The sequence below is a fragment of the Enterovirga sp. genome (genome assembly GCF_028290205.1).
Classification (GTDB): Bacteria; Pseudomonadota; Alphaproteobacteria; order Rhizobiales; family Beijerinckiaceae; genus Enterovirga.
Window position 1 is genome coordinate 1 of sequence record NZ_JAQGKF010000063.1, and the last position, 7,509, is coordinate 7,509.

Consider the following 7,509-nt stretch of genomic DNA (forward strand, 5'->3'; position numbering starts at 1 on the left):
GGAAGGTCAGAAACAATCCGACGGTGACGAACAGACCCGGGACGATACGCCACAAGCCCGGGGTGAAGCCGAGATCGTCCGCGTTAAAGAAAACCGCTGGTCGGACCGAATTGCGCAGGATGGTCACGCCGTCTTCGTCGTGCTCAACGAGCGTTTCGCGGTACTTGTCCCAGGCCGTCGCGACCTGCTTGCGGGCTCCCTTTCCGCCCGATTTAAGGATCTCTGCGTCCAGGTCGACAATTGAACGGCCGAACGATGCTTCATCGGCGGCTTTCTGGACGATGGCGCGAAGCATGCGAGCGGCCGAGACGCGCGCGAGCACGCCACGGCCATAAGCAACTCCGGCCACGACGAGGGAAATAACGAGCGTCGTCGCGACGAGGCCCGGAATTGCCTCGTTTCTGAGCAGCTCGGCGACATGCAGAATGAAGGCGTTCGCCGCGACCCCAAACCCAAGCACGCATTCCGCCCCAGCGCTGGCCGCGTTTTAGCCGCCTTCGGCCTACGTTGACCCGCGACTACCGGCTTTGCAATGGCTGCAGGCCGCCGCGCGCACGCAACAGCCTTCGATGCGGGCACCGGACGCGCCCGAGACAGAGGAAACGGCGTTAGTGACGCTTTTCGTCATTCGGGACCGAGCTGATCACGGACGAGCTTGTTCCAGGCCGTGAGCTTGTCCTGGTTGTCCACCCAGCCAGCGGCGAGGCTTCGTGGCGTTGGCGATGCCAGGAGGCCGGCGCGCGGTCACCCAATCGACGATCCCGCTCAGCTCCACCAGGTCCGCCCGACCGCCCCTCTCCCGGCGTTTCAATCTCTCCCTCCACCCCTCGCGGAGCTGAGCCGCTCAAGCCAAGCGGGCTCTAAGCCGCTCCGGCTCGGGCACGTTCCGTCACGCCTGCGCAAGGACCGCCTCGGCTCAGGCGCTCGGCGGCGACCCGGCCCCTCGGCGACGCAGCGGGTCGAATCCCGGCACATAGGCCGCCTCATAGCAGGGCACCGCCAGCACCAGGCGTCCGGTCTCGTCGGCGATGGCGATCGAGCAATCCAGCGCCTGCACGGTCGAGAGCCCAGCCGGTGAATTCGGCGCGACCGCGACGCGCGCCTTCCTGACTGCCTCCCGGGTGGCAGCTTCGATGTCAGCGCACTCGGCCCCGTCAGGGTCTGCCTGCCACCCCCGGCCGGTGCGAACATGAAAAAAGAAACGCGGCATGGCTCGGGCAAGAGAGGGCGGGTGCTCCACCATTCGCCATTGCGCGGACCTCCGGTAGTCAAAGTACCGTGCCGCACCGACCTGGCCGTGCAGGTTCGAAGCCGCCGCCCCTGCCCCGCCGAGCGTCGCGCTGGCCGGGCGGGGAGAGAGGGCGTTACCTTTCCCAACCGCCAAGACCGAGCCGGCCGGGCACCGTCCGCAGCGGCTCCACGGTGTCGCCGCCAAGGGCCCCGGATCGGACCCGATCGTCTTGGCTCCCGCGAGCACCGCCCGGGGAAGCGGCCGCGCCGAGAGGCTCCGCCGGATCCCTGGCCGACGGAATTCGCCACGTCCCCGACGACGTCTTTGACAGCCCTAGTTCTGCATGCTCTTTCGCATTCAGTTCAGCATGCTGGATACGCCCGGGCGGTCGGAAGCCGTCTCTTCCGCGCGACCGTGGGCCAGGGTCACCGCGTGGGGACCGAGCAGACTGAACGCCCAAAAAACACAAATGGGAGGAGCGTTGTCATGAGGTTGAGTACGATCGGGCTTGCATGCACTCTGGTTGTCTTGTCGTCCGCTTCGGTGTTGGCGACCAGCGTGAAGATCGGAGTCCTGACGGATCTCTCCGGCAGCACCTCCGACATGTCGGGGAGCGGCTCGGTCGTGGCGGCCCGGATGGCGGTGCAGGATTTCCTGGAAACCAATCAGGCCCTCAAGGTCGAGGTCATCTCGGCCGATCACCAAAACAAGCCGGATGTCGCGTCCAACATCTCGCGGGGCTGGATCGGCCAGGAGGGCGTCACCGCCATTGTCGACGTGCCGAGTTCGTCTGCCGCCCTTGCCGTCAACGAGATCGTCCGAAGCAGCAATGCGGTGTTCATCGCAGCCACGGCCGGCACGTCTGATCTGACCGGAAAAGCCTGCACACCCCACACCATTCACTGGGCCATCGACACCTGGGCGCTGGCGCACAGCACCGCGAGGGCTGTCGTGGAGGACGGCGGCAAGTCCTGGTTCTTCATCACCGCGGACTACGCGTTCGGCCATACGCTCGAGAGCGAAGCGTCGGCCGTCATCAAAAGCCTGGGCGGGGAGGTGAAAGGACGTGTCCGGCACCCCTTCCCGACCGCCGACCTGTCTTCGCACCTCCTGCAGGCGCAGGCCTCGGGAGCCAAAGTGATCGGCTTGGCGAATGCCGGTGGGGACATGATCGCCTCCGTCCGTCAGGCCCATGAATTCGGCATCACGAAGGGCGGCCACCAGGTGCTGGCCAGCATGATCGGGACGATCACGGACGTGCATGCGCTCGGCCTGGAGACCGCCCAGGGCCTGCTCGTCACCGAGGCCTTCTACTGGGACCTCAACGACGACACCCGAAAGTGGTCTGCCCGCTTCGAGAAGGAAATCGGCCGGAAGCCGACCATGATGCAGGCTGGCGTCTATGCCGGAATTCTGCACTATCTCAAGGCCGTCGACGCGGCGAAATCCTCCCATGCCGGCACCGTCGTCACCAAGATGAAGGAACTGCCGACCGAGGATAAGTTATTCGGCCCAGGCAAGATCCGGATGGACGGGCGGAAGATTCACGACGTCTATCTCTTTCGCGTCAAGGCGCCGGCTCGCGCCACCGGTCCTTGGGATTACTACGAAAAGGTTCGGACCGTCCCAGGAGAGCAGGCCTTTCGGCCGCTCCACGATGGGAATTGCCCCCTCGTGAAGTGATCGCCGGCCATGCCCCCGTCTCGCATCGGCGCGAGACGCGGGCGCGGCAGGGGCGATGCCCCGCGGCAGCGAAGATCGCGGGGCGAAATGCACCATCGGTGACGTCAGCGCAGACCCCGACCGGCCGGCACGCCGTCCGAATGGCCGCAGCGCGACTCTGCGCAACGCCAGGAGCGAGATGCATGAACCTCAATCAGATGAGCCTTCATTCCGCGGCGGACGGGATCGCCAGCCGGAGGTTCGGCAGCGAGGAACTCGTGCGTGATTGCCTGGACCGCATCGCGGCCCGCGAGGACAAGGTCCGGGCCTTCGCCCATTGCGATCCAGAGGCCGCGATCGCGGCTGCCCGGCGGGCGGATCAGGGCGGCTCCGCCCGCGGCCCGCTGCATGGCGTTCCGATCGCCATCAAGGACAACATCGACACGCAGGATATGCCCACGGAGTACAATTCGGCCATCTACCCGGGCCATCGGCCCTCACGTGACGCTGCTTGCGTTGCCAAGCTTCGGGATGCCGGCGCCATCATCCTGGGCAAGACCAAGACCAGCGAATTCGCACACCTCACCCCCGCGGACACGGCGAACCCGCACGACGTCAGCCGCACGCCAGGCGGGTCCTCGAGCGGCTCGGCTGCGGCGGTGGCGGATTTCATGGTGCCGGCGGCGCTCGGAACGCAGACCGGCGGCTCGACCATCCGGCCCGCATCGTATTGCGGAGTCTACGGTTACAAGCCGAGCTACCGTCGCATCGACACGCGAGGCGTGAAGTCGCTGTCGGTGAGCTTCGACACGGTCGGGATCATTGCTCGCGCGATCGACGACATCGTCCTGCTCGATCGGGTCCTCGCGCCGTCGCAGGACCCCGTCGCCTCGCCAGCACGGCCGTTGCGGATCGCCTATTGCGAAACACCCTTCTGGACAGAGACGAAGCCCGAAACGCGGGCCGCGCTGAGTCAGGCAGCGCACGCCCTGGCAAGCCATGGGCTGGTCGTGGAGCCGCTCTCCCTTTCGCCCGAGTTCACAGCGATCAACGCGGGGTTCTTCACCCTGGTCGCCGTGGAGGCGTCCTGGTCCTTGGCGGCCGAGCTGGCGAACCACCCGGAGCTCTTGAGCGCGCAGTTCCGCGACTTCGTGGAGATGGGACGGGCCGTCGACCCTGACGTGGTGCAACAGATGCGAGCTGGGCTCCTCAGTTGCGCGCTGGAGATCGACCGCGCGTTCGAATCGTTCGACGTGATCCTGACTCCGGCAGCTCCCGGCGAGCCTGACCCCGGCAACGGACTGGGCAACAACGAATTCAACCGCATCTGGACGATGCTGCAGGTCCCCTGCCTCACCATTCCGGGCTTCGTCGGGCCGAACGGGATGCCGGTCGGCATTCAGCTCGTGGCGCGCCGTGGTGCTGACCGTTTGCTGCTCGAACACGGGCGAGCCGTTGCAGAGATCGTCTACGACGACCGTGCTCATCGCTGGCCCTCCAACTGAAGCCCTGCGCCCGCCGGAGCGGGAAGATGTCCGCCATGCGGAACGGCTGTTCGCTGTTTGACAGGCGGCCTGGCCTGGCCATACTCGCCGGCTTGGCCGGTTCGATCCGGCCGGGCGGCAACGTCAAGCGGGGGAAGCGGTGGCCAGCGCAGGGTCGGGCAACGGGCGGCGGCGCGCGTCGTGATCGACCAACCCATGACGCCGAGCGCGGGGGGACGCCACTCCAAGCTGATCGGCGCGGCGGAGATCGGCCCGACGCTGCTGCGCTTCGGGCGCGACGGCTGCAGCGTCTGCCTGGGCGGGCTGTTCAAACAGGGGCGGCCGGTGGCGCTCGTCCGGGAGCTGATCCGGACGGGGCTGAGCGACCTGCGGCTCTTCTCGTCCCCGGGCTCGGGCTACGATGTCGACCTCCTGATCGCCGCCGGCCGGGTGGCCGAGACCTTCCTGCCGGCCGTCACGCTGGAGAACCGCTTCTGCCCGAGCTTCCGCGGCGCCGTCGAGCGCGGCGAGATCACGGCTCACGCGATCGACGCCCTGACCGTGGTGGGCGGGCTGATGGCGGCGGCGCACGGCGTGCCCTTCCAGCCGGTGGCGGCCTGGGCCGGCTCCGACGTGACCTCGCTCAACCCCCTCGCCCGGCCGATCGCCTCGCCCTTCGGCGATGAGCCGCTCTATGCGGTGCCGGCGATCCGGCCCGACCTCGTGCTTCTCCACGCCCAGGAAGGCGACGAATACGGCAACCTCCGCAACCTCTCGACCATGACCTATGCGGACGCCCTGATGGCGCGCGCCGGACAGCACGTGGTCGCGAGCGTCGACAAGCTGGTGCCGAACGAGGCCATTCTGCGGGATCCGCGCGGCACCACGGTCGCCGGCATCTACGTGGACGCCGTGGTCGAAATCCCGTTCGGCGCCCATCCGACTGCGAGCTTCCCGCATTACAGCATGGACGAGAGCTTCATCGAGCGCTTCGCCGACCTCGCCGAGGCGGGCCGGCGCGCAGGCTCCACGGCCGAGGTGACGGCCTATCTGGAGCGCTTCGTGCTCGGCCCCGCCGACATCTTCGATTACCTCGAGGCCCTCGGCGGCTACCGGGCGCTGGCGCCGCTCGAACGCGAGGCCCGCTTCCTGTGAGCGAGCGCTACTCGACGGGCGAACTCCTGGCCGTGCTGCTGGCCCGGGACCTCCGCGACGGCGAGACCGGGGCCGCCGGGGCCGCCGCCCTGATCCCTATGGCGGCCATCATGCTGGCCAGGGCCATGCACGCCCCGAACATCCAGATCGCCGGCGAGATGTTCGTCAATCCGCGCCCGCGGCAGCTCTGGGATTCCATGCTGGACGACCGGGCGCTCGGCACCTGCGAGGCGTCCGAAACCTTCACCGAGCTGTTCGGCCACTCGCATCGCGGCCTCGACTTCTTCTTTCACAGCGGGCTGCAGATCGACGCGCACGGCAACATCAACCTGCACGCCATCGGCCCCTGGGACCGGCCGACGCTGCGCGGGCCGGGCGCCGCCAACATCTCCTACGGCGTCCGGTCGCGGCGCTTCTACATCACGGCCACGAGCCACACGCGGCGCAACTTCGTCGAGCGGGTCGACTTCGTCACCGTGCCAGGCAACCTCGACGGACCAGACAGCCGGGCGCGCGCCGGCCTCGTCCGGGAGGGCCCGCGCTATTGCCTGACCCCGCGCTGCGTGTTCGATTTCGACCCCGAGACGCTGCGCATGCGGCTGCGCTCGCTCCATCCCGGGCACACGCTGGAGGAGGTGGTCGCCGAGACCGGCTTCCGCTTCGCGGCCGACCCCGAACCCGCCACCACCGTTCCGCCCAGCGACGACGAATTGAGGGTGCTGCGCACGGTGGTGGATCCGCGCGGGGCGCTCGCCCCGGGGCGCACCGCCCGACACTGACCGGGTTTTTGGGGAGGACGCATGATGGTGAGACGTGCCTTGGCCGGCCTCGGCCTTCTCGCGGCCCTCGCGGCCTTCGCCTCCGGGCCCGCTGCCGCGGAGCCCTACCCGGCCCGAACCGTCACCTTCGTGGTCCCCTTCGCGGCCGGCAGCGCCACCGACAGCATGGCCCGCTTCCTGGCCGACCGCATGGCCAAGGACCTCGCCACCAACATCGTGGTCGAGAACAAGCCGGGGGCGAACGGCTCGCTCGCCGCGCGCGCCGTGGCGGACGGCCCGCAGGACGGCTCGGTGGTGCTGGTCACCAGCAACTCGACCCACGCGTCGAACGCCAATCTGTACAAGAAGCTGTCCTACGACCCGGTGGCGGATTTCGCGCCCGTGGCCCGCATCGTGCGGCTGCCCTTGGCCCTGATCGTCCGGCCGGACCTGAAAGCCACCACGGTCGCCGAGCTGATGGCGCTCGGCCGCCCGCCCGCGATGCTGTCCTATGGCAGCGGCAACGCGTCCAGCCAGGTCGCGGCCGAGGTCTTGGCCAAGGCCGGCGGCATGCGGCTCACCCGCGTCCCCTACCAGGGCAACAACCGCGCCATCATCGACCTGATGGCCAACCGCATCGACTTCGTGGTGGCCGACCTGCCGACCGCCCTGCCCCAGATCGAGGCCAAGGCCGTGCGGGCTCTCGCCGTCACCACGGCGCAGCGGGTCGGCCAGTTGGCCGAGGTGCCGACCATGCAGGAGGCCGGCGTCCCCGATTATGAGATCATCGGCTGGCTCGCCGCCTTTTCCCGGGCCGGCACGCGGCCCGAACTCGTGGCCCGGCTCAACGCCGGCATCCTGAAGGCCATCAACGCGCCCGACGCCGAGCCCTTCTTCCGCAGCATCGGCGGCGAACCCTTCGGCTCCACGCCGGCCGAACTCGGCGCCTTTGTGCAGAGCGAGACCGCAAAATGGGCGACCTACGTCGCGGTGAGCGGCATCGAGAAGCAGTGACCCGGGATTAGGCAGCAAGCTCGGACGCTGGGAACACCCCGGAAATTGCGGGATCGGTTCCGGCTTACCCCGCCCGGCGGGCACGGGCCCAAGGAAGCGCCCGGAACACTATCCGCTGGCGTTGACGGTAAAAGGTGACTTTGACTAAGCGGAACGGGATGAAACCTGAACAGAGCCGTGCAGCTCGGGCGTGGTTGGACATGGC

The 7,509-nt window shown here is 68.2% G+C and carries 6 protein-coding genes and 1 pseudogene; 5 read left to right on the top strand and 2 right to left on the bottom strand.

Annotation, left to right across the window (positions count from 1 at the left end; all coding sequences use genetic code 11):
• Window positions 1–460, bottom strand: a pseudogene (locus tag JWR86_RS04460) (hypothetical protein); the annotation flags it as partial.
• Between the two features lie 456 nt (window positions 461–916).
• Window positions 917–1,057 (bottom strand): hypothetical protein, encoded by a 141-nt coding sequence (locus JWR86_RS04465; protein WP_299561334.1) that lies wholly within the window; start codon window positions 1,055–1,057, stop codon window positions 917–919.
• A 660-nt stretch (window positions 1,058–1,717) separates the two neighbouring features.
• Here JWR86_RS04465 and JWR86_RS04470 point away from each other — a divergent pair.
• The 5 genes from JWR86_RS04470 to JWR86_RS04490 all read left to right on the top strand — a co-directional run bounded on the left by JWR86_RS04470 (window position 1,718) and on the right by JWR86_RS04490 (window position 7,304).
• Window positions 1,718–2,914, top strand: a complete 1,197-nt coding sequence (locus JWR86_RS04470; RefSeq protein WP_299561349.1) for an ABC transporter substrate-binding protein — start codon at window positions 1,718–1,720, stop codon at window positions 2,912–2,914.
• Between the two features lie 182 nt (window positions 2,915–3,096).
• On the top strand, window positions 3,097–4,398 hold the full coding sequence (locus JWR86_RS04475; RefSeq protein WP_299561337.1) for an amidase: 1,302 nt from the start codon (window positions 3,097–3,099) through the stop codon (window positions 4,396–4,398).
• A gap of 180 nt (window positions 4,399–4,578) precedes the next feature.
• A complete protein-coding gene (locus JWR86_RS04480; protein WP_299561340.1) occupies window positions 4,579–5,532 on the top strand; it encodes a CoA-transferase in 954 nt (317 codons plus the stop codon).
• Window positions 5,529–6,311, top strand: coding sequence for a CoA-transferase (locus JWR86_RS04485; RefSeq protein ID WP_299561343.1), 783 nt, complete (start codon window positions 5,529–5,531; stop codon window positions 6,309–6,311). The genes JWR86_RS04480 and JWR86_RS04485 overlap by 4 nt, the downstream gene beginning before the upstream one ends.
• Window positions 6,312–6,332: 21 nt before the next feature.
• The gene (locus JWR86_RS04490) at window positions 6,333–7,304 is read left to right on the top strand and encodes a tripartite tricarboxylate transporter substrate binding protein (RefSeq protein WP_299561346.1); all 972 of its coding nucleotides are present in this window, start codon (window positions 6,333–6,335) and stop codon (window positions 7,302–7,304) included.
• Window positions 7,305–7,509 lie beyond the last annotated feature (205 nt).

What these genes read in the sequence shown, in the direction of transcription:
- JWR86_RS04470 (WP_299561349.1), top strand. Translation starts at nt 1,718, where the DNA reads ATGAGGTTGAGTACGATCGGGCTTGCATGCACTCTGGTTGTCTTGTCG.
- JWR86_RS04490 (WP_299561346.1), top strand. Translation starts at nt 6,333, where the DNA reads ATGATGGTGAGACGTGCCTTGGCCGGCCTCGGCCTTCTCGCGGCCCTC.
- JWR86_RS04475 (WP_299561337.1), top strand. Translation starts at nt 3,097, where the DNA reads ATGAACCTCAATCAGATGAGCCTTCATTCCGCGGCGGACGGGATCGCC.